The organism is Coleofasciculus sp., from assembly GCF_046539235.1.
Classification (GTDB): domain Bacteria; phylum Cyanobacteriota; class Cyanobacteriia; order Cyanobacteriales; family Coleofasciculaceae; genus Coleofasciculus.
Genome location: NZ_JBKHHI010000040.1, coordinates 1 through 25,625, shown reverse-complemented (window position 1 = coordinate 25,625; position 25,625 = coordinate 1). Strand labels below are relative to the sequence as shown.

Below are 25,625 nucleotides of genomic sequence, written 5' to 3'. Positions count from 1 at the left end.
ACCTATTATGCTGAAGATGACCGACAGCATTTAAGCGATTTTGTCAATAACCGAAAGCCAAAAGATTCGTGAATTTCAGCGTAATCGTGACTCCACTCAATCGGGTCAATTTGTCGTTAAATTAGGGATGGATGACAAGTTACTCACATTTGAGTTAAATCTTGACTTCATTCAAGGAAAAGTTACCTACCGCACCAGTTCCAGTCATAGTTATGGTATTCGAGATGGCTTTTTACCGCCCCGAGAAATTAAAAAGTTTCTCAATCCAGAGTTTGTCAATTTGTTTGTATTTGATGGAGAACTTGCCAACAGTTTACTTAATCCGAAACAGACTCGCGCCCGGGATGCCATAGATTCTCTGTTTCAGTTATCCTTGTTGGAAAAAGCCGCCCATTACTTTGAGGACAATTGGGAACGTCATGCTCAGAATTCTAGCTCGAAATCGACTCAAGGATTAACTCGGCGTCAAAATAATTTAAATCGGCTGAAAACTAAGCGAGATAAAATTAAAAGAGAACGAAACGCTTTACAGATACAACAGTCTCAACTGAAATTAGGTATACAGGATGCGGAGCAAGACTATGACCAATCATTGGGCAAAGATCAGAATATAGGAACTCGTTTACAAACGATAAAAGTTCAGCTTGATCAGGCGGAAAAAGTCGTCGAGATGGAAGTGGAAAAGACAAGGGATAAAATGCGAGATCCGCAAAGACTTATCCCTGGTTTAGCTGCATCTTTAATTACCCTGAAAACCAACTTAGACCGTCTCAAATTACCCACCTCCACATCCAAAGAGTTTTTTGAAGAATTAGCTGAGGCGCAAGAATGTGTTTGTGGACGCCAGATGGATGATATGACTCGTCAAGCGGTTCGCGATCGCGCCAAGCAATATCTGGGAGAGGATGAAGTTGGCGTACTCAATCGGATTAAATCGGATATTGCGGATTATTGTGGTGGAGATCCAGAACAGTACCACCAAGACTTTCAGAAACAGTTGCAAGGGTTACAAAAATTAATCAGAAAGCGAGATGAATTCAAAACAGAATTGCGTTCTCTGGAAGAGGAACGTCTCAAACAAGGAGATTCTGAATTAGAAGCGAAAAAGCAGCATTTAGATAAGCTACGAGAACAACTGGATCAGTGTAACCAACGCCTAGAAGAAATTGAGCGATCGCCTCACAGTAAACCCAGTGAGGATACTGACTGTCTCAAGGAGTTGGAGTTCCTGATCAGAAAGGCTGAAGACGATGTAGCCGAAGCCACCCATACCTTAACCCTGAAGCGCAAAACCGAAATTGTCCGCCGCATTCTTAATCAAGCGCATCAGCAAGCCAGGGAAGAACTACGAAAAATTATGATTGAGGAAACCAATCAGCAAATTACCCAGTTATTATCCAGAGATCCGGTATGGTTAGAAGATATCCAATATTCGCTAAAACTACAAGGTCGAGGGGGTGCAAGCGTGGGTCAAACTCTATCCGTTAGCTATGCATTTCTCGCCACTTTATTTAACCGTAGTAACCACCAATTACCCTTTATTGTCGATAGTCCAGCGGGGGCGTTGGATCTAAATGTGCGTCCCGAAGTAGCGCGTCTAGTTCCTCAATTGGGTAACCAGTTTGTCGCCTTTACTATCTCCAGTGAACGGCAAAGCTTTGTTGATAGTTTACATCAAGCCGCTCAGGGAAACGTACAGTATTTAACCTTATTTCGGAAAACGTCTCGGATGGATGCGCTTTGGCAGAATAGTGATTCAAATCAAATCACAGAAACTATTGATGGGGTGATGGTAACAGGAAAAGACTTTTTTGAACGTTTTGATTGGGATGAGGAACTTTAAAGAAAAATGGATTTTCAATTACGTAAGGATGCTCGGAAATGGTTTAAGGATATTTCTCACCATTACCCGATTCTTTTTGATCTATACTATTTTTGCTTGATGGCAGGTTTTGCCGCTGGACGCCCGAATACAGAAATTAAGGCGGATAATTTAGATGATTTAGTTGGCTACTTTCCGGGAGACTTCCAATCTCGTGGGCGTCTCTTGGTTGGAGTGTTAATTCAGGTACATTTATCCCGTTTAGGGATAGATTTAGATGAGCGGGATGATGTTTACCGTCAAGTCGCCAAACTGGTTGATCCTAACTCTCCTTCGTATCTGTCAAATGAAGGGGTTCGGTTGATGAATCAATACGCCCATGGTGGATTTGATGTCCTCTGCGAACATTTTAGCGATCGCCCCCGCTCAATTGAAACATTTCTGAGGAAATATTCTCGTTGTATTAGCGATTTACAGCGCTTTTATTGGGGGATTTTGCTGTAACCAGCAGAGTTCGGAAACGACGAGATAGCCTCCCGTTTTGAGAAGGGTTCGCCAGGATTTTAGTCCGGTTTCAAACCCCATGATATAAATTGCCCCTTCTGACCACAATATGTCAAAGATATGGGGGACAAAGTCTAAGGACAACATGGATTGATTGACGGGATTAATGTTATCAGAAACGCCCTCAGCTAGCGCCCGACGCTGCAATTCATCTAAAAAGGGTTGATGAGTATCGACGGCGGTAATCTGTCCATCGGTTAGTTTGGCGAGTTCGATAGTTTGCATTCCTGGGCCACAGCCGATGTCTAAAATTTTGGGTTGTGGGGGTACATTGGTTAGTAGGGAAAAGGCTTTGCGGGTGGAAGCGTTATCACCGGGGGCTTCTCTGGGTAGGTTTTGATGAATTTCAAAGAAAATGTTCATTGGGTATGGGGTGTAGGGTGTGGGAAATTTTACATTAGGGAGGGCGAGTCGATAAAAGTAATCAGTTTCCGATTAACAAGAGTGCAGCGACTCGCCCCTACAATGCCTATATTGCTATGTACTATGAAGTGTTTTCTCCTCAGCTAGAGTCTACTTCTGCTTGTGTCTGAGGATTGAACCTGCACCAATGGTACTAATCACCAGTAACCCTAATCCTGTTGTCGGTTCGGGAACGGTAGCTGGTTCTGTAAGATCAACCAATTCGTACCTGAGATTATCAAATGCAAATTCTTCGTATCCCTCGTTAAACGTTATCTCAGCACGCAAAAAAGGTGTGGTACTTTCGATACCAAAGAAACCACCCAAAAATTCAGGATCGGGTTGAGCCTCACCAGAAAACGTTCCCAGAAGGTTATAGTCAGCATCAAATAATTTAACCGTAAAAGCATTTGCTAAAACGTCAGCATCAATAGGAATATCAAGGGGAAACCCTTCGTATTCACTTAAGGCAAAGCCAAATCCCAAGCGATTTTGGAGTTCGGGAAATATCAGCGACAGTTGCTTACCATCAAGCCCAAATGTAATGTTCGGTGAGGTAATGTTATTGGTATTGAGAACAGCCTCGCTGTCGTAGAGATGACCGAGATGGAAAACATCGTCGATGATAAAATGATGAGGCCAGGTATAGTACTGGATAAAAGGCTCAATACCATCAGGATAATCAAGCCAAGTTTCCTGTCCGGAAAAATCATCGATTCCGATCAGGTTAAACGTTCCTGGAATCGGCTTAGCGACGGTTCCTCCCCAGTCAAGGACAACGTTATTGTCTCCGGGATCAGCGCGGAAAACACCAGTAGAACCATCCGCCAGTTGTGCCGAGAATGCGATTTGACTGGTATCATTAAATCCTTTATTAGAAAAGCCTAAACTGGTCACGGTAGAGCCAAAGAGTGGATCACCAATAGCAATTACCTTATCCGCAACAGGATCAGCCCCGGTAAAAATTCCGTATTCCCCAGTATTGAGTTGAGCGCCAAACGCTACAGTGCCATTATTGTTGATAGCCGGACTGGAAAAGGAACTAAATACTCCGCTAGTATCGGCAAGGGTTGTGATGGAACCGTTACTACTGGTGAAGATACCTGTACTTCCATCATCTAGGAAAGCTGGGAAAGCCAGATTATCCCCATCATTAAGTGAAATTTTGCCAAAGGATTTGAATGACCCATTCGTGTCGGCTATGGGGGTAATTGAATCTCCATTAATAGTAAATAGACCTCTACGCCCATCATCTAAAAATGCTCCAAAGGCTACAGTTTCCTGGTTATTCAGGTCAAATGTAGTCAAATACTTAAAGTAGCCACTTTCGTCAACAATGGTTGTACGGTTCACACCATCGCTGGTCACTAAACTAAAATTCCCACCACTACTAAATAATGTTAATTCTTTGAATGCGACACTGCCCTTGTTGTTAATAGCGACGTCTCCGAATAGGTCATCGAATAGACCATAGGCAGTTGGATCGGTGGCGATATGAGTAGAGGTGCTACCATTGCTAGTTGAGAGAACCCATTGAGGATGATGGGAAGAACCGACTTTTGCTACAAAAGCGACAGTATTGCTATCATTGATATCCTGGATCTGAAATTCCCCCATATTAGGGGTAATGGAGGTCAGTGATGCACCATCGCCGGTAAAAATGACTTCCCGATTATAACCGGAACGGTAGTAATAATCAGCTAGCGGCAATTGGTCTAAGTCCAGTCTAGCGGTAAAGGCTACAGTTCCCTGATTATTTATTACGGAATTTCCTATACTGTTATAAGGACCGCTATCATCAAAAATGCGACTAAAGGTATAGGCGTTAGCATCTCCCATCCCTAATAAACTGAGGATCATACCCATTGCTGTTGCCATGGATAAGCGATACATCGTTGGGTGTTTCATTGGAATACCTCAAAGCAAAACGTTAACTGTAGAAGTTGGAGCGGTACAGGGTTCGTCTATCATGAACCTTCTGTGCTTTCTAGGTACTTCCCTGCTTTTGGGATTTTCCACCTCAAGTGGGACAACAGGTTAGTGATGTTGATTTAGGGAAGGCGATGGGGAAATACCTGCGGTTAAGCTGACTGTTTTATACAGGCTGGAAATATTTAGATGAGGTCTACTCGCCTTAAAGGTTTACTTTTTTGCCAGCTAAAAACGCTAAAATAGAATGCCTACTCTTTAGTATTCTCCTAGGAGGGTATAAAAGTTGTGAAGATTTGATGAAGACTTGGCAGTTAGATGAAGCTTTTGTGAAGATGGGGGGCGGAGGGAGAGTCAATACAAGCGATAGGTAGTCCGACCGAGCTAGTTAAAACTGTCGCATACCATAGGGGTAAGATAGATTGGGCAACCTGTATCAATTCATCGCGCGATCGCATCCAGTAAGCAGATCCCCTATTTCTACTATTTAGGCGGCTAAAGGGCGACCCGATAAAATTGAGTGGATACCGTTGTTAATTGGTGCAAGCGGGTCGCCCCTACCGTTACGATTACGATTCAATTCCACATAATCTATTAGCATTCACAACACAGGTGGAAGTCCTACATCTCTAGGCTTGACAAATTTACCATTAAACCCGACAGCTTTCCCTTCAATTGTTCTGGCTTCGGCTAATTCTCGCCGCAGTTCTGCTTTTTCCATCCCATCCTCTGTCCCCGCAATGATATAAATCAGTAATCGGGCGGCTAAATCTCGTCCTGATACCATGATCCGCTTCTTATTTGGGTCAAATAATACCCCATACCACAGGGATTGGGGTGTCTCTATATGGCTAAATCCTCCTTCCGCGTCGTATTTACAGAGTTTCTTAAATACCGTTTTTAGTGATAACTTTTTCTGAAATACGACAATTCCTAATGCTTGGGTAAAGGCAATTTGCCCGACGGGACGGAAGAGGATATTCCCCTCACCGCCATTTTTCTCAAAGCTGAAGCGGCGTAGCTGGGGTGTTTCCTCTCCTTGTTCCAATCGTTGATAACTGGGTAAGCTGGCTAAGTGGTCAAAAAACTGATTAAAGGTGTCAATTCCGGCTTCTAATTCTTCATCATCGGGACGCATGGGGATTAACCCTTTCTTCTCCGGCGGTTTCCAGTGAGGGAATTTATGGTCTAGATACCGTTGAGACATTTCAGTTAACGCCTGGAGGGTGGTTAATACGGTGGATTTTGCGGCGACGGTGGCGCTATCCCAATTAACACGGGGATTTCGTCCAGGGACTTCTTTTAATAAGGGATGATTGACGGCGATTTTGCGGGCGACGATGGAAAAGCCGTCATTTTCATTTAATAGCGCCAGTTGTCCTTTACTTAAGCGTAATGCCATTAAGTTGACGTGGACGAAAATAGACCGGACGCGCCGCCTTGCGGCTTCCCGGGTTTCGCCTTGGGCGACGGCGGGGATAAATTCAATACCGATTTTTTCCTGGGCGAGGCGTTGTAAGTAAGCGGGGTCGAGTTGGTATTCGTCGATGAGGTCGTCTATGGTAATTACTCCGCCTACGGGTTTCTTGTTTTTGTTGTAACGTTGCAGTCTCCCGGTTTTAAGTAAGGTCATGAGTCCCTGGACCCCCATGAGTCGGTGTTGACCATCCAGGGCGAAGATGGATACAGCGGGGGAGACATCCAGGAGTCCCACGGTTTGGTTTTGGTCAAGGGGAATGAAATCGGCGGCGGATTGGCGGGCGCGTCCTTGTTTATCCCATTCTTTGGCTTTGGGATTGTCTACCCAGGTGGGGCTGTGAACGACGAGAACGGCGGGGAATTTGTGGGCTTGGCGGGCGGCGAGGTATTGGGTGAGGGGGGCTTGACGCGACCAGTCGAGGGGACGTTGCAAGATTTCATCGACGGTTTCTTCATCCCGGATGACGTTATCGGTTTGGGGGTCGAATTTTTGCCGGAATAGGGGAAGTTGGGAGGCGAAGCGAACGCGACTATCTAACCATTCTAGGGTGACAGACCCGATAAAGGCTTCGGTACTCCCCATCTGGGTTTTCTGAACCAGGAGGCGATCGCTTCTGGCTAAATGGCGATCCAATAGCAGGGCTAACGCCTGTCGATCCTGGCTGTCTTGTTCCAGGATTTGGCTGGCGATGTCTGCTTTGGGCTTGTCGGGGCTACTCATCGGTTTTATAATATTTTAGTCTGTTTTTAAAAATAACTGTTTTAATATTTTTATGTCAAATAGGTTTTTAAAAACTATTTTTGTGCCATACTAGGGATGTCACCTGTGAGGGCTTGTTGGGGTGGGTTTAGCCAACAGCTACAGCCCTCACCCCCAGCCCCTCTCCCAACCCCCCTTCCCCCTGCGAGGAAGGAGGACTAAGGATGCTTCGCTTTTATGGCACGGGAGAGGGGAGTAAGAGAGGATCTTACTTTTCACCGAAAACCTATCAACAAAATCCGCCATGAACCAATATTTTAATAACGACAATGAGTCATCCAGTAAAGGTTTTAGATCCGAATTATATTGAGGCGTATCGGACACGAGTGCAATGTTTCGCAGGTGAGTTGAAAGCTGCCAAAAATCAGGTTGCGCGTGTGAATATTGCCTTAATCTTAGCGGATGCAGCAACAACATTAGCACGGCTGGAACACGATGAGTTACAAAACCAAAATTCCTAATCCGTAAATTAAGGGGAATCAACCCAACTCTATTTTGTTTTGTCACGATTACTAAAACTTTGACCAAGGACAAAGGACGAATGACAAATGACCAATCACCAAGGACTGATTCCTTCTTTTGAGTATGTTTTACCCGCAATCCGAGGGATTCAAGCGGGACGGGAATATTATGTGTCGATGTGTCCGGTGCGATTTATCCCTAAGCTGTTTGCGAGGGAGGATGAGGAGAATCCGCCGGATCAGAGAGTGGCGCGATCGCTAAATCCGAAACGAGTCCCAGATATTGCCAACTATATCTTGAATAATCCTGATAATTATACTGTTTCTGCGATTACCGCCGCGATTGATGCTGATATTAATTTTGAACCCATTGGACAACAGAAAGAAGGGCGAAAAATGGGGCGCTTACGAGTTCCCATGGATGCGCGGTTTCAGATTACTGATGGACAACATCGCTGCGCGGCGTTTGAGTGGGCGCTGAAGCAAAATCCGGCGTTGGGGTATGAGACAGTGGCGGTTATTTTGGTTTTGGATATTGGGTTGCGCTATTCCCAGCAGATGTTTTTGGATCTCAACCGTTATGGGGTTCATCCCGATGCGTCATTGGCGATTCTCTATGATTATCGCCATCCCCAAGCGACAGTGGTCAAAGCAGTGATTAGAAATATTAATCTGTTCCGAACCCTAACGGATAGGGAACATCAGACATTACCCGTGCGATCGGGGAAGCTATTTACGCTGCATACCCTTTATAATGCTACGTCTATGCTATTGGCGGATTGGCAAACGGCTGAATTGGAACAGCAGATTGATTTGGCAATCCGGTATTGGCAAGCTGTGAGTTATTGTATTCCAGATTGGGAGGCGGTGAGACAACGGACTGTAAGCGCTAGGGAGATGCGACAGGATTATGTTCATAGTCACGCGATCGCACTTTTGGGATTGGGGGCGGTAGGGTCAGTGTTACTCTCGGTTTATCCGAATAGCTGGGAGGAACGGTTGCAAGAATTGCGGCGGATTGATTGGTCGCGTTCTAATCCCGATTGGGAGGGGCGAATTATGGTCAAGGGTCAGATTTCGCGATCGCGAACCAGTGTCGGGCGGATGGTGGCTTATTTGAAAGGGTATTTGGGTTTACCGTTAACCTCACAGGAGGAAGAGTTAGAGAATGCTAGTGATTTAGTCGGGAGGGAAAATAGTCGTCAACAAGACCAGCAAAAACAACGGTTCATTCGGCGGAATACAGACCAATTTATCGTGATTCTCTCGGCTTGTGGGAATCCGGATTTTAGACAGACTGAGGATATTGGCGTCCCTACTCTAAAATTACCTGTTCACTCCCTTGAGGAAGCCTCTCAAATCTGTCAAGGATATATTCTGGAGTATGAGTTAGGCGGGGGGAACTGGACAGGTGGGCAAGTTTTGGATGCTAGAACCAATGAACAAGTTGGTTATATCGCCTGTAGTGGCAAAATTTGGACGGAGTTAGAAGATTGGATGAGATTAAAATGATCACCACTATTTACATCCAGCTTAACTTAGTCCAGGTTAATTCGTTTTAGCTACAGAAGAAAAAAGGTGATCAGAGACAAATGATTGAGTCAGGAGGCAGAGATGAGTCAAGGACAGCAATCAGAAACTCGGCGAACGCTTGCTTTCTACTGCGATTGCTTCCCTAAAATCAATGTATATAAGAATAAACAACGAGGAGGCAAAGCCCTAAATCAACCTGTACTGTTGTTGTCTGTCATTGATTTAATTGCCCAAGGATTAATCCAAGAGAATAAGGTTGTCATTTCAGAGGAATTAATTGATACGTTTAAACGATATTGGAGTTTACTGAACAATGAAGCGTTTAAAAATAGTGATTTTGCTTTACCCTTCTTTCATTTAAAGAATAGCGAAGGTAAATTTTGGCATCTGCAATTTAGTGCTGCTTACGATGGAGGTCGTCCGCAAACAATCAACACGTTAAGACGTGATGTTGATTATGCCTATCTAGATGATCAACTTTTTGAGTTAATCCAAGACCAGAATCATCGACAAGAATTAGTTGATGCCCTTGTTGCCGCTTGGTTTTCATCCCAAAGAAAAGCATTAGAGGAAATTATCAAAATTAATCAAGCGTTTCAAGATAGTAGTCAAGACGAGGAAGTTGAACAAGCTAGCTGTCCTACCCAATCGGAAAAACGACCAAAGTTTTATTTGAAAAAGTCTCTATTTAGAGATTCTATATTCCGAAAGACTGTAGTGCATATCTATGACTATAGATGTGCCTTCTGTAGACTAAAAATTACTCGTACCCTTACTCAAAACATAGTAGATGGCGCACATATTAAACCTTTCTCCGAGTTTTATGATAGTCAAATAGACAATGGATTATCACTATGCAAAAATCATCATTGGGCATTTGACCATGGTTGGTTTTGTCTAGATGACAACTACAAAATCATAATCGCTAATGACTTGAAAGAAGAATCACCACATAGTAGACCGATGAAGGATTTTCATGGCGAAACTATATTACTGCCCAGTTCTGAGGAATACTTTCCCAGACTTGAGGCACTTCAATGGCATCGCCAAACTAAGTTTGTAACCTAATCAGTCATCAATCACAGTAGTATTAACGAGATTTCAGGTATGACAGATAACCAACAGATGTCACTCTTCCCACCACGTACTGTGGCTGAGTTAGTGGAAGACATAGAACAACTCACTCAAGAAATACAAACGTTATATTGCGAGGATAATATACCATTTGTTATTGGTTGGTCAGGGGGTAAAGATAGTACAGTTGTATTGCAGCTAGTATGGAATGCGATCGCAGCCCTACCCCCGGAAAAACGCACGAAAACAATTCATGTTATTACTAATGACACGCTAGTAGAAAATCCTATTGTTACGGCTTGGGTACGTAAATCTTTGGATCGAATGAAGATAGCTGCCCAAAAGCAAGGAATGCCGATCCAACCTCATCTCACGTATCCGGCTATTCAAGATACATTTTGGGTTTGTTTAATTGGCAAAGGCTATCCCGCCCCCAGAAATCGATTTAGATGGTGTACGGAACGCTTAAAAATTAAACCAGCTGACTCTTTCATCCGCGAAGTGATTAGAACGAACGGTGAGGTGATTCTGGTTTTGGGAACTCGCAAAGCTGAAAGTGTCAAACGGGCGGCAAATATGGCTAAACATAGAGAGTGGCGGGTGCGCGATCGCTTAAATACGAATCCCAGTCGCCCTAACTCTCTCATTTACCTTCCCATTGAAGATTGGCGAACTGATGAAGTTTGGCTTTATTTGATGCAGTGGCAAAATCCCTGGGGTAATCATAATAAAGACTTATTCTCCATGTATCGGGGGGCAACAGCCGATAATGAATGTCCCCTGGTTATTGATACGTCTACCCCTAGCTGTGGTGATTCCCGGTTTGGCTGTTGGGTTTGCACCATGGTTAATAAAGATAAGTCCATGGAGGCAATGATCCAAAATGATGAGGAGAAAGAGTGGATGCAGCCTCTCCTTGATATTCGCAACGATTTGGATATTAAAGACGATCACGATAAGAGAGACTTCCGCCGTATTTACGGTAAAGTCGAACTATTTGAACGCAATGTTGATGGTGAAATCTCAGTTAAACCGATTCATGGTCCCTATACGAAATACTGGCGGGAACATTGGTTAAGACGAGTATTAGAAGCCCAAACCCATGTCCGGAATACTGCGCCCCCAGAGATGCGCGATATCACTCTAATTACTCCAGAAGAACTTAGTGAAATTCGCCGTATCTGGTTAGAAGAAAAGCATGAATTTGACGACAGCTTACCTCGTATCTATGAAGAGGTTACAGGCGAACCCTTCCAAGATTCCCGCCCTAGCGCCGAACGCAAACTTTTGGGTAGTGATGAATGGACAGTCTTAGAAGAAATCTGTGATGCGGATGAAATGCACTTAGAACTCATGGCAAAACTTCTGGACACTGAACGCCAATATCATACTAAATCCCGACGCGGTATCTATGAAGCCCTAGAAAAATGTTTTAATAGTAGTTCTCGTTCTCGAGAAGACGCGATTGACCACGCCCACTATCAGCGACATATGAAAAATACGGTTCAGGATATCAAACAGGATTTGTCAGAGGTTCACGAATTGAGACAGGCTTGGGATAAGCCGAAGCCAGAGACATCTAAACAGCTATCCTGGGCGAGTTTGAAATTCCCTGAACCCGATTCTAAGGATACTGAAGATGTAGACAAATAGCAAAAACATTGTAGAGACGTTGCATGCAACGTCTTTATAATCGGTGTTCTTCGTTCGTAGTAGGCACGAAGCGTGCCATAAGCGCTAAAGCGCTTACTACAAACTTAATACAAACTTGCTACAAAGTGACATTTCTATTAGGTTGAAGATTATTCCTGATTTTATACGCCCGTCCACATTAGCCCTTGACTATGATATTTCTGGAACTCGCCCTGCAAAACTTTGGTCCCTATCAAGGGCGACAAGTGATTAACCTCCGTCCCAAAACCACTAATTCTACCCATCCGATTATTCTCTTTGGCGGGATGAATGGGGGTGGAAAAACTACCCTAATGGACGCCATTCGCCTCAGCCTCTACGGTTCCCGCGCCCAATGTTCCACCAGGGGAAATTTAAGCTATAACGACTTCCTCACTCAATGCGTTAACCGTAACACTCCGCCCACGGAAAAAACCCGTATCGAATTAGCATTTGAAGTCGTAGAAGAGGATAAACCTAGGATTCTCAGAATTGTCCGCTATTGGACAAAAGACCCCAAAGATGGTAAAGACACTTTGGGTATTTTAGTCGATGAAGAGTGGCCCGATAAAGCCCTGGCAAATACCTGGGATGACTATATCGAAAATCTGCTTCCTCTGGGTATTTCTAACCTGTTTCTCTTTGACGGTGAACAAGTCAAAGAACTAGCGGAACTAGAAACCCCACCCCCGCTAGTAGTAAGTGCAATTCAATCCCTGCTTGGGTTAGAATTGGCTGAACGCTTATCCACAGACTTAGATATTCTCGCCAGTCGTAAGCGCCGAGATATTGCCAATCAGAACGAATTAGAAACCTTAGATAACATTGAAGCCAAACTTATTGACCAAAAAGAAAAACAGGAGGCGGCGAAACAAGACTTAAGCGCCCTTAAATCTAAACTGGACTATGCTGCAAAAGAACAACAGATAGCCTCGGATAAATTTGTCTCCGAAGGCGGTAAACTTGCCAGCGAACGCAGTCAACTGGAAGCCCAATCGAAAACCCTGATTGAACAAGCGAATCAGGTGCGTCAAGAGATGCGAGAATTGGCGGCGGGTGTGCTTCCCTTGTCTCTGATTTCCCCGCTATTGGAACAAGCGAAATCCCAGGCGGAACAGGAACAAAAACAGCACCAAGTCAAACTGACACGGCAGGTATTAAAAGAACGGGATGCTCGTTTAATTCAGTATATCAAAAAAATCTCCTTAACCCCCAAACGAGTGAATCAGATTCAATCGTTTATAGAGACAGAAAACCAAGAACTGGATCAAGAAATTGCCGCCCAAGAGGAACCGTGGTTATTGGCAGATGAACCGGCTATCACTCGCCTAGAAACCCTGCTGAACTACGAACTCTCAACCGCACAAACCAACGCCCAAAGCCAACGAGAACGCCTGCAAACTCTAGAAACCGACATTGATGCTTTAGATCGGCAAATTGCCACCGCCGCGTCTCCTGAAGCGTATAATGCCCTGAAACAGGCATTTACTGACGCCCAAAATCAAGTGATTAAGGTGAAAGCGGCTTACGAAAATGCTTCTCGCCGCTGTGATGAAATAGATCGTCAAATTAGGGAAACGAAAAAGGAGTTAGAAGATTACGCGGATGAAACGATTAAACTGAAAAATAATCAGCATATTATTAATTCTATTGCCAAGGTGCAAACCACATTGGAACTTTTTCGGGAAAAATTAACTCTGAAAAAACTGAACAAACTGGAAATTGAAGTTACTGAATGCTTCCGTTATCTGCTGCATAAATCAGACTTAGTTCACCGCGTCGCTATTGACACCCAAAGCTTTAGCCTGTCTCTCTATGATCCGCAAGGACAACCAATTCCCAAACACCGTCTCTCGGCGGGGGAAAAACAACTGTTAGCGATTTCCTTTCTTTGGGGACTTGCCCGGGTTTCGGGGCGTCATCTTCCGGTGGCGATTGATACACCGTTAGGACGGTTAGATTCCTCTCACCGGAGTAATTTAGTGGAACGGTATTTCCCTACAGCGTCTCATCAAGTTATCCTGTTATCCACGGATACGGAAATTAGGGAAACTGAGGTAAAACGCCTACGGGAATTAGACGCGATCGCGCAAGAGTATTGCCTGAATTATGACCCCAAAGAACGGCAAACGATTGTGGAACCGGGTTATTTTTGGTAAGAATTGGCAGAGAATGGGTTGGGGTAGTTTCGCGATACGTTCTGTCGAACAGACTCCGCCAACGCCTTTTCCCTGCTGATTCCTATCGGGGCTAACGACAAAGCAGAGGGCAGAATGCATAAGGCATAAGGGATATAACGATAAAGTACCCCAGCACCAACCTTTCGGGGCGCAAGGCTTGCGCCCCTACAATTCCCACAAATTGACATGCACCCCTGCTTTATTTGGCATCTCCCGGTTTTTTCAATGTTGCCAAATATTTACCCAGCGCTTCTGCTAACTCTTGTTCTGGGGTTTTCTTTTTCGCTGGAGGTTTTTTCTTCGGTGCAAAGCCGCCAAAGAACCACATCCAAAACAGGGCATACATTGCAATTATTACAAAACCAGACATCATAATGATAAATCCTAAAAGACACTCGTGAAACAAGTCTGCTGAATTTCTTCAAGATAGAATAAATTCTATCCGGATAAAAACTCAGCTAGTTAGCACCCTCTTTTAGCGATTTCAATACGATTTTATCCTCTATTATTTCAATAGTCTGGTTTCCCACCTGAATTTGAGGATTAAATTCAGTTAAGAGAACCTCAACATCAGGCGCTGTCCCGGATTGAACCGTCATCACCACAATAAAGCGATCGCGCCCTGTGGCTTGAATCATTCCCCCCGTCTCACTGGGGATAAATTCCAGGTTCACGTCAGAGGGTGTAACAAAAGTTCCTTGCATCGTCGCCCCTGATTCCGCCTCCAGGGTAAACTGTTGACCTTGAATCGTCACGTCTTCCTGGGTATGCATAATCCAGGTTTGATCCAGTTTTTCGGCTTCAACCACCTGATCCACGAGGACAAACAACCCCGGTACACCGGATGCACCACTATAATCCACCGCTAGCGATCGCAACCAGTTATTGTGTTGTAAGCTAACCATACCTGACCCATCCGGATTTGCCTGAAATCCAGTCACTTTCGCCGTCTTCCCCGCCTGTTTTTGGGGTAACAACACCACATTTTCATCCCTCTGTGTCCCATCAGATGCCGATCCTGCTGTCGCCCAACGCCCTCCTAAGCCCCAAATTCGGAAACTTCCCGCATCGGGAAATGACCAATGTCCGCCTCTGGGTTTCTCTCCCTTGACAAAAATACTGGTAACAAAATCATTTTCATCTCGCCACTGATTGCGAAATGTAAAGAAGCCTTTTTGTTCATCCACCACTACCCGCCCCCATACCTTGGCGGGGTTCTGGGGGGTTACATCTTGGGGATATCTGGCGAAAATATACGCGGCTTCATGGGGTAACTCAATACCAAAACTGTTATCCCCATTCCTCCCCCAATGACGGTTAAAGAACCACATCACTCCCGGTAGCAGCCGTTCCGGAACTATCCCCAATCCCACCGCAAAGATAGAACCCGTGGGGCTTAAGCGATGACGCCCATAAGTGGGAATCGCCACTTCTCCATCTTCACCCACCATCCGGGTTACATACTGGGGTAAAAACCAAGCGGCGTGCGATCGCGTGACCAAATCTTCCCCCAATACAGTCTGGTACGCTTGTAAAAAGGGCATTACCGTAAGAAACCAGGGTTCGGTACTGTAATGATCACCCTCCGATCCAAAACCGCGATCGCCAATGCCAATGGTAAGATAGCGTTTAATATTCCGTTCCGCCACTTTCAGCCAACGCCGAGTCTCTACATCCCCCTCCTCCAGTAGCGCCAACGCCGCTAACCCAGCCGCCCCTCGCGCCCTCGCATTCCAGTTACTCGCCGGGTTAGGATTCCAGCCATCACCCGCCGTTCCCTTCACCAGCAGGGCGGTTTGAGTGGCTAACCAATCGGCTACCTGTTGTACCTGTTCCTCATTCCAAGCCGGATAACACAAATCATACGCCAACGCCACGCCTGCAACTACTGTAGAATGTTCCAGTAAACGGTGTCCGGGTTGGTTCATGGAATTAACCGTAATCTGCCAAGCCGTGGTAGCGGCGGCTTGATCCTGCTGGATGAGGGAGAGGAAACAATACCCAGCAGCGTGATAGCCCCCGGTTGGCACATAGCCATCGTAATAGATGGGTTGATCAAGACTCCGTTGCAATTGTGCCAGAATTGCCTCACCCCTAGGCGTCTTAGCCTGCTGACGCAATTGGGGAAGTTGATCTTGGCGAAAAATTAACCGAGGATGTTCCAGGGGGCGCAGAGGAGGATGATTTGCCACGGGTTGTGACCAATGGGGACGAATGATTCCCTGGACTTCTCCCTTGACAGGTTGGTCATTTACTGTTCCAGAATAGGTGCCAATTAGTTGATTATCCTCATGCAAGCGCAGTTGGATATCATAATCCGCTTCTCCTTCCAGGGATTGCCAAGGATCAGGATAAATTTGCATCTGCACATCCAGATTCCATAATTGTCCCCGTTGACTTGTCTGGAGAATTCCCTGATGATCCGCCTGATTGAACTTCGGCGCAAATCCCCACACCTCGCGATCGCATTCATTAGCATCACAGACTAAATCGAGGGTAATATCCTGATAAACGGGTTCTCCTTCCCAAGTTTTCCATACCCCACGTTTTAGAGTTAAACGAATATCTCCGGATAACCTAGCTGGATCAATCATTTCTGCTGGGGAAGGATGAGAACCGCCTAGCCAGAAGAGAAATGACGCGGCGATTAAATAAAGGATTTTGTTATTGGTCATTCGTCATTCGTCATTGGTTAGATTTTCCGTAGGGTGGGCGAGATTTATAACCTTTAAACCTTTATATTACCCGGCGTTGTTCTCTTTCCTCACCGACCATTGTGTTTCCTAATTTATCCAGGGCTACACTCCAGTTGTACCACGCTAATTGGTAATTGGGTTTAATTTGAATCGCTTTCTCATAAGAGGCGATCGCACGTTGATAGTCTCCCAGATTTCCCCAGGCTAACCCCCGATTATTCCAGGCTTCGGAGTAGTCGGGTTTAATTTGAATCGCTTGATCAAAAGACGCGATCGCACCCAGAAAATCCTGGTCTGCCAGTTGCTGTTTCCCTTGATTTAACCAGGTTTCGGCAGCATCACTCTCGGTAGTTTCTTCTTGTTCCTCGTCTCCTTTATCTTCCGGATAGGCTACCCCTTTCCCAGGGGGTTTCGCCAACAAATCCTTACCAATCTCTGCGGCAATTTCCCCCAATTCTCCACAACCGACGCCACTCATCTGCAATAACTGCCAAGCCAATTGATGATCCGCCTGTGGCAATTGGCGCAACTGCTGCCCATACTCATACAGCCACACCTTAAAATAGCGATCGCTACTCTGATCACCTAAATGTTGCAATATCTGTTCCCGGTTCCATCCTCGATTCACCCCAGTTACCAGTTGCCGAAATAGCTGCTGATACTCGGCATCACTGAGGCGTTTTTGCCGCCGCCTGTATTTTTTGGGTTTGAGAAAGGGCGGTAAGATTGGCTGAATTAGCCGCACTAGCCATTGCCAAAACCGCTTGATCATCTGCTTGTCGGAAAAGGGTTTATTGTTTTAGCGTGATCCCTTAAAAATTGTAACATCAAGCCGTTTGTAGGGGCGACCCGCTTGCAGCAATTAACAACGCTAGAAACAGGGCGGGTTTACCTAAGTTACCCGTTTTTGCTGACAGGTTATCGGTAAAACCCGCCCCTACATACGGTCGGATCGCCCTCTCCTCAAACCCTTGAGTAAAAACCTATTTCTTGAGACTAAAAAACAGGCTTTTCCCGTGGCTTCCCCCTTTCAAAGGGGGACGGGAGGGGGATTCAAAGGGGGAATGTCAACACTTAATAAAACCAGACATCCCTCTATCGTTGAGCATGAATATAGTCCACAAAATAGAATCGGGGTTCTAGCCAAACTTTCAGCCAAGTGAATCCAGCTAAACCCAAAAATGCCATAACCATTAACGGTAAACCCAGACGCAAGCGTAACGCATCGGGAAGTAAAGCGACTCCAGAAACTGTTAGCACAAAGCCCCCTAAAAGTACAACTTGTAAACGCTGCACCGTCTTCAAAGCGGTGCTACAGCTACGACAATGCTGGGTATGTTGTCGGTAACGATCCAGCACTTCCTGGCGGTTATCGTTAATAGAGATTGTATCTGAAGGATTTAGCCCCACCTGATTCCACGGTAGTGTTCCTTGGCAGTATTTATCAAACCATTTACGAAACTCAATCACAAGGCGATCGGCACTGGTTAACAATTTATAAGCCGTTTTCCAGCTTTCCACTGATTGGCGTTGTTGGAGAAAACGCTCTTGTTGATGCAACAAAATCATATCCCCATCCAGTACCAGATTGCGGACGGTGATATGATTCCACCAGCGCGGGGTTAACCGCGATAAAGTTTTGGCAAAATTACGAGGAAACTGAGCTACTATCCGGGATTTGCCGGGAGCGATCGGGATACAGTAAGTTACTAATCCCAGCTGCTGTCCTTTATCGCCAAAACTGATAGCATATTCCAAATAGCAAGGCGGTTCAAATATCATTTTTGTGTTAAAACGTCCGACAGTATTCCCCTCAATTCGATTGGCAGTTGATTGGACAATTTCGATAGCAATGGGCTGGGCTTGGTCGCGATTTCCCTGAACACCGTGATGGGCAAAGGCAACATGGCTAGGATCAGCAATATTTTCGACTAAGGTTTGCCAATCATAGTCCAAGTCACGCACCATCGAAGACCAAACAAACCCTTTACTGGCATCAACTTGAGGCGATAGGGGGCGAGGAGTAGCAGCCGCTAGTTCTGAAGAATTGGTATCGGGCCACACCCAAAGTAAATCATTTTCCTGGCAACAGGGAAGGGTTTGTACACAGATATTATCTTGATTCTTGGTCACAATTTGGGGAGTTTCGGCTTGGGGAATATGAGTACAGATGCCTTGAGAATTAAATTGCCAACCATGATAACTGCATACCAGGTTTCCTGTCTTCTCGTCAACACGCCCTTCGCTTAAGGGTGCTAACCGATGAGGACATTGATCCAGAAAAACACGATAGGTTGCTGAGGAAGGGGGTTTCCAAATCACCAAGCGCAACCCCAAAACGGTGACGGGAGTGGGTTGTTTGGGGTCGAGATCTTCAACTGGGGAGAGGGGATACCACTGTTGAAAGAAGTTAAATTCGCTTGACATAAGTGGGTTATCCTATAAAAAGGTAAAAAACAGAAGGCTTTAAGGTTTATGATATCTGGTTTTTTACCTCTTGTTAATAGGTAGGTGGGGTCTGCATTAGAGTTTTTGGGGGACTGTTGCGATTGGTGCAAGATGTGAACCCCTGATAAATGTAATATTTATTACAGAAAAAATACACAATAAAGGCGCTTGTAGGGGCGACCCGCTTGCATTAATTAACAACTCTTGTCCACCCAATTGGATCGGGTCGCCCTCTCCTCAAATTTAACTTGACACAATAGCACGTTAGTAATAAAGTATTTATCCGCAAATCTTTATGTTATTCATAACCGATACAACTCTTATCCGGGAAACGTTCAGATGTAAATTAAAATTAATTAAACCTAAATTAGCTATCGTTTTCTATAATTTTATAACGACAAGGAAAAAAAATACTGGCACAAGCGAAAAAATTGAACTAGATCCTTCCTTAACTCTTACTCCGATGAAATCTGCTCAATGGTGCTTTAGCTGGTTGTTTCTAGTTCTGGGTTTAATGTTGGTAGCGAAGACAGCGCCGACTACGAACGCTGAACCGATTACCGCTGCCTCTGATGGTACGGGGACAGTGATTACACCGGAGGGAAATCAGTTTAACATTTCCGGGGGGAGTCTGGATGCAGATGAGGCGAATCTCTTCCACAGTTTTCAGGAGTTTGGCTTAGATACAGGGCAAATTGCCAACTTTTTAGCGAATCCGCATCTGAACAATATTTTAGGGCGAGTGGTTGGCGGAAATCCCTCGCTGATTAATGGGTTGATTCAGGTGGCAGGGGGAAAGCCGAATTTATATTTAATAAATCCAGCCGGGATTGTATTTGGTACAAATGCCCAATTAAATGTTCCCGCTGATTTTATCGGCACAACCGCGACAGGTATTGGGTTTGGCGATAATCTTTGGTTCAATGCATTTGGGGATAATAATTATCAGCAGTTGGTAGGAGAACCCAATCAATTTGCCTTTGATTTATCCCAATCGGGGACAATTGTCAATGCTGGAAATTTAGCCGTTTCTCCGGGACAGAATTTAACTCTATTAGGCGGAACTGTAATTAACACCGGGGAACTGACGGCACCAGGGGGACAGATTACAATTACGGCAGTTGAAGGGTCAAATCGGGTCAGGATTTCTCAATCGGGACAGTTACTCTCATTAGAGATTACTGCGCCTCGGAATCAAGACGGAGTATTATTACCAATCATGCCATTAGATGTCGCCGAGTTGTTAACGGGTTCAGCGGACAAGGTAGAGACGGGAGTTGATATTACCCCATCGGGAGAGGTACAGTTGGCGGATTCTCAGATAACTGTACCAAACGAAACAGGAGTTGCAATTATTTCTGGCACAATCGATGTTTCCACGAGTAACGAAACCATTGGCGAAACCGTAGGGGCGCACAGCAGTGCGCCCTCTTCCTCACCCTCAATTGGCGGTGAAATCAATGTTATAGGCAAAAAAGTTGGCTTACTTTCCGCCAATCTTGACGCCTCTGGTATCAATGGTGCTGGTACGGTAAGAATTGGTGGGGATTATCAAGGAGAAGGCACAATTCCCAATGGTGATATCACATTTGTTAGCGAAAATTCAACCATTAATGCAGATGCTTTAACTGATGGGAATGGCGGACAGATTATTGTTTGGGCAGATGAAGCCAGCCGATTTTATGGAACAATTACAGCACGAGGCGGTAGCGAAAGTGGTAATGGTGGCTTTGCTGAAATATCGGGTAAAAAGTATCTAGATTATGCTGGCACTGTTAATTTATCAGCGATGCAAGGTCAATTGGGTAGGTTACTATTAGACCCCGAAAATATAACCGTTATCGCAGGTGAAAATACTCCTAATCAACTAGCCGCAAATGATGCATTTAATGATCCTGGAGAAGATAACACGATTAACAATGGCACGATTAATGCTGCCGTGGCAAATGTAATTCTGCAAGCGACCAATAATATTACATTTGATGCACCGATTAATATTAGTGCAAGTGGGGTCGGACTTACCGCTCAAGCCAATAACGACATTGTTGTTAATCAGAACATCAGAACGAATGAGGGTAGTGTGACCCTTAATGCTGATTTTGATAACATCAATGGTGGTCTTCTCAACATCACCAATGCCACGATTGATACGGGAGGTGGAAATTTCATCGGCACTGGTAGGGGTAATGTTGCCTCTACTGCTGGCGTTACTATTAATAACAGTACTATTAACACGGAAGACGGCAATATTATCCTTACGGGTACGGGAGGAAACAGTGGGAACGAAAATTTTGGCATTTTTATTAACAACGGTAGTGTAATAGAAACAACTGGAATTGGAACAATTACCCTGAATGGCATAGGCGGTATGGGAACAAGTGTTAATGATGGAATACACATTGTGGGTACAGATTCCCGCATCTCTTCAGGCGATGGAAATATTATTCTGAATGGTACGGGTCAGGGTAACAGTCAAGGAGATCAGAATAATGGTATTTTTATTTCAGATAATGCTGTGTTGGAATCAACTGGAGCCGGTAATATTACCCTAACTGGTATCAGTGGAAATGGAATAAGATTTCATGATGGAATACAAATTGGGGCAACAAATGAAAATGCCAGTATCCGCTCAGTCAACGGAAATATTATTCTAAATGGTCAGTCTAACGGGACTGAGGGCGCAAATCGGGGTATTATTTTCCATGAAGGCAGTAGAGTTGAGGCAACTGGAACAGGTTCTATTAATATCAATGGTTCTGGTGGAAATGGAACTATAGACAACCATGGTATTTTTATTGTGGATGGTGCAGGAGTACAAACAACTGAAGGGACGATTACTATAACGGGAACAGGTAGAAATGGCACAGATACAAATCATGGCATATTTATTACCACAAACAGCAGCGTCAATTCAGAAGATGGTAATATAGACCTAACAGGTACTGGAAACGGTAATGGTATTTTTCTTGTGAATGGTGCTGTAATCGAATCAACTGGAGCCGGTAATATTACCCTAAATGGTACGAGTGGAAACGGGGGAAGGTTTAATGATGGGATACAGCTTGGGGCAACAAATGGAAATGCTATTATCCGCTCAGTCAATGGAAATATTATTCTGAATGGTCAGTCTAACGGAATTGGGGGCGGAAACCGGGGTATTATTTTTAATGCAGGCAGTATAGTGGAGTCAACTGGAACAGGCTCGATTAATCTCAATGGTTCCGGTGGAAATGGAGATACATTCAATCACGGTGTTTTTATCACTGATAGTGGAGTAGTGCAATCAAATGAAGGGACGATTACTATAAAGGGAACAGGCGGAAACGGGACAGATTTGAATTTCGGAGTACAAATTTTGAGTCGTTCTAGAATTGCTACTGAAAATGGTGATATCAGAATAACAGGTACAGGGGGCGGGATTGGCAGGGATAATGCTGGTATTCGGATTCAAAATAGCGTTTTGACATCGACCAAAACAGGCAATATTTTCCTAGAAGGCATCGGCGGTGTGGGAACAATTGCTAATCGGGGGATAAATATTGAAACGGGCAGTAGAATCACCTCAGTAAATGGAAATATTGATCTAATTGGTACTGGCGGTAATGGTACTGGAGAAGAAAATCACGGTGTTTCGATTCGAGAGAATGCTTTAGTTGAATCAACAGGAACAGGCGCAATTGAAATAACAGGTACAACTGACGCAACCAGTAATGGAGTATTCGGTAACGATGGTATTTCCATTGTTTCTGGTGGCGGTGTAGAATCTACCGGAACTGGAAACATTACTCTCGTGGGAACAGGTGGACAAGGGACGATGAGTAATGAGGGTATTGTCGTTATCGAAGAAAACTCTAGAGTTACGTCAATAAACGGTAATATTTTCCTTCAGGGAACCAGTCAGGGAACGGGAACAAATCATTATGGAATTTGGGTGGGTGGATTTACTGTTTTAGGGTTTGGTGGCGGTGTTGTTCAAACAACGGGGACAGGTAATATTAGTTTAGAAGGAATTGTTAACGGCGCAGACAACCGCAGCGAGGGAATTTTAGTTGGAGATGATGGTGGAATTGCCGCTATCGGATTAGGTAATATCAGCCTCACCGCGAATGAAATCAGATTGGGGACAATTCAAGGCAATACTCTACTTCAAATACAACCCCTAGACCCCACTTTAGGGATTACAATTGGCAACACGATTAATGATACTCGCTTGAATCTCGATACTAATGAACTCAATAGTATCCAAAACGGGTTTACTCAAATTGTTATCGGACAAGATAATAATACAGGTACGATAACCTTGGCGGGTGATGCGACATTTAATGACCCCGTTACCTTACAAGCCAACTCAATTAACTACACAGGCGGTACGTTATTCGGAGAAGACAACGCCACATTAACGCTATTGGCAAACCAAGATATCAGCACAGGCGATATTTTAAACCCCAGTCGGGACATTACTTTAACCAGCGATAACGGAACCGTTACTACGGGAAATCTGAATAGTTCTGGAAACAGCGGCGGTGATATTGTAATTCAAGCAGAACAGGCGATTACAACGGGCGAAATTAATACCAGTGGGAGTATTGGTGATGGCGGTAATGTTACCTTAGACCCCAGGGGTGATATTCAAGTTAGCACGATTAATGCACAAGGCGGGAGTAGTGGAAACGGCGGTGAGGTTGATATTACCACACAACAATTTTTCCGGGCTACGAACGATTTTACTGACCAAAATGGGATTATTACCAGTATCTCCACAGCAGGCGGAATCGCAGGCGGTGATATTATAATTCGCCATGGAGGTGGTTTCCGGGGAACTCCATTTGATGTGGGAGATGGAACAACCAATGGGACAAGTGCAGCGATTAGCAGTGGTGAGTTTACGATTTTCCCCTTTGAATCGTTTCCGGGTAGTTTCACGTTGGGGAATATTCAGATTATTACCCCGACAATTACGGGGACTTGTCCACCCTATTGTTCCCAGACTGATGACACTGAAGATATCACAAAAGAGAGTGCGATAATCGCGAGTTCCCCGATTTTCAATCCAATAGCTGAAGCTGAAGCGGCGTTTACGAATCAATATGAGGAGTATTTTGGGTTAGGGGATACGCCAATTATTACCTTGGCACAAGCCCAAGCGACGTTACAACGAATTGAACGGGTGGCTGGGGTGAAACCTGCGCTGGTTTATGTCATGTTTGTGCCAACAAATGCGTCGGTTAAGGGTGGGGATGTGCAGGGTTTAGGGAAACGCAGAGGAACGCAGAGGTGGGCGCAGAGGGGCGCAGAGGGGGATGGCGGTTGGGTGGCGATGTCTGAGGAGAATTTGTTGTCTCCTTCAGGGGAACAATTGGAGTTGATTTTGGTGACGGCTTCAGGGGAACCGATGCGATTTTCTGTACCAGGGGCGACGCGAGAGAAGGTTTTGAAGATGAGTCAACAATTGCGTCGCGCTGTGACGGATGTGCGAATTCCTCGTCCTTATCTCCCGGTGTCACAACAGCTTTATCAGTGGTTAATTGCGCCTTTGGAAGCGGAGTTGCAGAGTCGAGAGATTAATAATTTGGCGTTTGTTATGGATGTGGGATTGCGTTCGTTACCGATGGCGGTTTTGCATGATGGGAATGGGTTTATTTTGGAACGCTATAGTATTGGGTTGATGCCTAGTTTATCGCTGACAGATACCCGTTATGTGGATGTGCGGAATCTGGAGGTTTTGGCGATGGGGGCGTCTGAATTTACTGACCAAAATCCTTTACCGGCTGTCCCTGCGGAGTTGGCGACGATTGCTGATAAATTATGGCAAGGACAATCGTTTCTTAATTCGACGTTTACTCCGCAAAGGCTGACAAGGGTTCGCAATCAAACGCCGTTTGGTATCCTTCATTTAGCCACCCATGGTGAGTTTAAATCCGGTAAGCCGGAAAACTCGTATATCCAGTTTTGGGATACTAAACTATCCCTTGACAAAATTCGAGAATTGGGGTTAAGTAATCCACCTGTGGAATTGATGGTATTAAGCGCCTGTCGCACGGCTTTAGGGGATGAGGAGGCGGAGTTAGGATTTACTGGGTTGGCAGTACAAGCGGGAGTAAAATCAGCGTTGGGAAGTCTCTGGTATGTCAGTGATGACGCGACGTTGGGGTTGATGACTACCTTTTATTCTCAGTTAAAGCAAGTTCCGATTAAAGCGGAAGCATTGCGACAGGCACAGTTAGCGATGATTCGGGGTGAGGTGCGAATAGAAAAGGGTCAATTGGTGACTCCAAATCATACGATTCCTTTACCGCCCCAGTTAGCGGATTTACCGGATAGAGAATTGACGCATCCTTATTATTGGAGTGCGTTTACATTAGTGGGAAGTCCGTGGTAAAAATTAGGATAAGGCAGAGGGAAGAAGGAAGGTTGCAAGGTGAAAGGAAATGATATTACCGATGACGGAGGGCGGGTTTTGTTGAAAGGTTATCAGTGGGTATCACAATTAAACGGCTAAACCCGCCCCGACAATTGACCTTTGATGATATGACGGAGGGCGGGTTTTGTTTAAAGGTTATCAGTGGGTATCACAATTAAACGGCTAAACCCGCCCCGACAATTGAC

At 44.9% G+C, this 25,625-nt stretch carries 15 protein-coding genes; 8 read left to right on the top strand and 7 right to left on the bottom strand.

All coding sequences use genetic code 11. The annotated features are described in order from the left end of the window. Positions 1 to 40: 40 nt before the first annotated feature. Together ACLFWI_RS05895 and ACLFWI_RS05890 are read left to right on the top strand one after the other, a co-directional pair. Positions 41 to 1,843 carry a hypothetical protein gene (locus tag ACLFWI_RS05895; RefSeq protein WP_446412159.1) on the top strand — a complete coding sequence of 601 codons (1,803 nt, stop codon included), beginning with the start codon at positions 41 to 43 and terminating at the stop codon, positions 1,841 to 1,843. 6 nt (positions 1,844 to 1,849) lie between these two features. Then, complete coding sequence (locus ACLFWI_RS05890; protein WP_446412158.1) at positions 1,850 to 2,326, top strand: hypothetical protein; 477 nt, start codon at positions 1,850 to 1,852, stop codon at positions 2,324 to 2,326. Here the strand turns inward: ACLFWI_RS05890 and ACLFWI_RS05885 are convergent. The 3 genes from ACLFWI_RS05885 to ACLFWI_RS05875 form a co-directional block, all read right to left on the bottom strand. Continuing rightward, positions 2,294 to 2,749, bottom strand: coding sequence for a class I SAM-dependent methyltransferase (locus ACLFWI_RS05885; protein WP_446412157.1), 456 nt, complete (start codon positions 2,747 to 2,749; stop codon positions 2,294 to 2,296). The two genes, ACLFWI_RS05890 and ACLFWI_RS05885, sit on opposite strands and share 33 nt — an antisense overlap. 150 nt (positions 2,750 to 2,899) lie before the next feature. After that, positions 2,900 to 4,696 (bottom strand): DUF7453 family protein, encoded by a 1,797-nt coding sequence (locus ACLFWI_RS05880; RefSeq protein ID WP_446412156.1) that lies wholly within the window; start codon positions 4,694 to 4,696, stop codon positions 2,900 to 2,902. A 622-nt stretch (positions 4,697 to 5,318) separates the two neighbouring features. After that, positions 5,319 to 6,917 carry a DGQHR domain-containing protein gene (locus ACLFWI_RS05875; RefSeq protein ID WP_446412155.1) on the bottom strand — a complete coding sequence of 533 codons (1,599 nt, stop codon included), beginning with the start codon at positions 6,915 to 6,917 and terminating at the stop codon, positions 5,319 to 5,321. A 308-nt stretch (positions 6,918 to 7,225) separates the two neighbouring features. Here ACLFWI_RS05875 and ACLFWI_RS05870 point away from each other — a divergent pair, with 308 nt between their 5' ends. The 5 genes from ACLFWI_RS05870 (at position 7,226) to dndD (ending at position 13,854) form a co-directional block, all read left to right on the top strand. Then, complete coding sequence (locus ACLFWI_RS05870) at positions 7,226 to 7,417, top strand: hypothetical protein (protein WP_446412154.1); 192 nt, start codon at positions 7,226 to 7,228, stop codon at positions 7,415 to 7,417. A gap of 87 nt (positions 7,418 to 7,504) precedes the next feature. Continuing rightward, a complete protein-coding gene (dndB, locus tag ACLFWI_RS05865; protein ID WP_446412153.1) occupies positions 7,505 to 8,929 on the top strand; it encodes a DNA sulfur modification protein DndB in 1,425 nt (474 codons plus the stop codon). Positions 8,930 to 9,031: 102 nt separating this feature from the next. Further along, positions 9,032 to 10,018 (top strand): HNH endonuclease, encoded by a 987-nt coding sequence (locus tag ACLFWI_RS05860; protein WP_446412152.1) that lies wholly within the window; start codon positions 9,032 to 9,034, stop codon positions 10,016 to 10,018. A 39-nt stretch (positions 10,019 to 10,057) separates the two neighbouring features. Continuing rightward, entirely contained in the window at positions 10,058 to 11,677 is a 1,620-nt protein-coding gene (gene dndC, locus ACLFWI_RS05855; RefSeq protein ID WP_446412151.1) for a DNA phosphorothioation system sulfurtransferase DndC, read from the top strand. Positions 11,678 to 11,868: 191 nt separating this feature from the next. Next, positions 11,869 to 13,854, top strand: a complete 1,986-nt coding sequence (dndD, locus tag ACLFWI_RS05850) for a DNA sulfur modification protein DndD (RefSeq protein ID WP_446412150.1) — start codon at positions 11,869 to 11,871, stop codon at positions 13,852 to 13,854. A gap of 220 nt (positions 13,855 to 14,074) precedes the next feature. On the opposite strand, the gene ACLFWI_RS05845 is transcribed toward dndD, so the two are convergent. The 4 genes from ACLFWI_RS05845 to ACLFWI_RS05830 all read right to left on the bottom strand — a co-directional run bounded on the left by ACLFWI_RS05845 (position 14,075) and on the right by ACLFWI_RS05830 (position 18,998). Beyond that, positions 14,075 to 14,248 (bottom strand): hypothetical protein, encoded by a 174-nt coding sequence (locus ACLFWI_RS05845; RefSeq protein ID WP_446412149.1) that lies wholly within the window; start codon positions 14,246 to 14,248, stop codon positions 14,075 to 14,077. 85 nt (positions 14,249 to 14,333) lie between these two features. Then, positions 14,334 to 16,550: a hypothetical protein gene (locus tag ACLFWI_RS05840; RefSeq protein WP_446412148.1), complete on the bottom strand. Its 2,217-nt coding sequence runs from the start codon at positions 16,548 to 16,550 to the stop codon at positions 14,334 to 14,336. A gap of 61 nt (positions 16,551 to 16,611) precedes the next feature. Beyond that, positions 16,612 to 17,343, bottom strand: a complete 732-nt coding sequence (locus tag ACLFWI_RS05835; RefSeq protein WP_446412147.1) for a tetratricopeptide repeat protein — start codon at positions 17,341 to 17,343, stop codon at positions 16,612 to 16,614. A gap of 323 nt (positions 17,344 to 17,666) precedes the next feature. After that, entirely contained in the window at positions 17,667 to 18,998 is a 1,332-nt protein-coding gene (locus ACLFWI_RS05830; RefSeq protein ID WP_446412146.1) for an aromatic ring-hydroxylating dioxygenase subunit alpha, read from the bottom strand. Between the two features lie 484 nt (positions 18,999 to 19,482). Here ACLFWI_RS05830 and ACLFWI_RS05825 point away from each other — a divergent pair, with 484 nt between their 5' ends. After that, positions 19,483 to 25,398 carry a CHAT domain-containing protein gene (locus tag ACLFWI_RS05825; RefSeq protein ID WP_446412145.1) on the top strand — a complete coding sequence of 1,972 codons (5,916 nt, stop codon included), beginning with the start codon at positions 19,483 to 19,485 and terminating at the stop codon, positions 25,396 to 25,398. Positions 25,399 to 25,625 lie beyond the last annotated feature (227 nt).